The 379-nt window shown below is 62.0% G+C and carries 1 protein-coding gene; it reads left to right on the top strand.

Annotated features, from left to right (window positions below; translation table 11 throughout):
- Positions 1–379, top strand: a 379-nt coding sequence (locus EN845_RS35715) for a hypothetical protein (RefSeq protein WP_210235533.1), incomplete at both ends; no start/stop codon positions are given.

Genomic DNA, 379 nt, shown 5'->3' with positions numbered 1-379 from the left:
CTCAGGTTCAGCGCTTGCCTGCTGCCGCATCGTGCAGCACCTCCGACAGCGCCGAGATGGACATCGGCTTCCGCACCATCAGCCGCAAGATCGACATCGGCACCGCCATGGCGTTCAAGCAGTCGGCGTCCGATACCATCTTGGTCAAAACATGGTACGACCAGAGCGGCAACGGAAACCACGCGACGCAGACCACGCAAGCCAATATGCCGCGGCTGCTGGCGGGCCGCAACGCCATAGTCGCCGGCACGCGCCGCGCCGACAATACGCAAGCCAACGCAATTCCGCGGTACTTCAATATCCCTGCCGGCGTTGCATTCGATCGCCTTGGCAATACCAAGCTCATGGTGTTCGCCTCCTCGGTGTCGCTCCAAGGCAT

The sequence above is a fragment of the Mesorhizobium sp. M8A.F.Ca.ET.202.01.1.1 genome (assembly GCF_004791595.1).
In the GTDB taxonomy this organism is placed as follows: Bacteria; Pseudomonadota; Alphaproteobacteria; order Rhizobiales; family Rhizobiaceae; genus Mesorhizobium.
The sequence above is the reverse complement of the archived record's forward strand: the minus strand, read 5'-3'. Positions and strand labels throughout refer to the sequence as shown.